This is a genomic window from Bacillus sp. SIMBA_026 (assembly GCF_046535335.1).
In the GTDB taxonomy this organism is placed as follows: domain Bacteria; phylum Bacillota; class Bacilli; order Bacillales; family Bacillaceae; genus Bacillus; species Bacillus velezensis.
Genome location: NZ_JAWRWX010000215.1, coordinates 1 through 266, shown reverse-complemented (window position 1 = coordinate 266; position 266 = coordinate 1). Strand labels below are relative to the sequence as shown.

The window sequence follows — 266 nt, the reverse complement described above, 5'->3', positions numbered from 1 at the left end:
CATGATAAAGACGAGATACGGGTCGTTGGTACATTAGATGAAAAAGCCGAGAGGTTTATTTTTGAACAAAGGGGAAGTCGTATCCAAATTAAAGTTGAGACCCCGCAAGAAAGAGGATTTAACTTTTCTTCGGATGATAAAGGTTCCGATCTGAAAATATACTTGCCTGACTCTATGGATATAAAAGTGAATGGCGTGTCTATGGAAGTCGTTGCTGAAGGCTTTAATGGTGGGTTGGAAATTCGGTTGGTTAGCGGGGATATAAC

At 40.6% G+C, this 266-nt stretch carries 1 protein-coding gene; it reads left to right on the top strand.

Annotated features, from left to right (window positions below):
* Nucleotides 1-266 (top strand): hypothetical protein (locus SB847_RS21245; protein ID WP_410578619.1); only part of this gene is annotated, 266 nt, incomplete at both ends.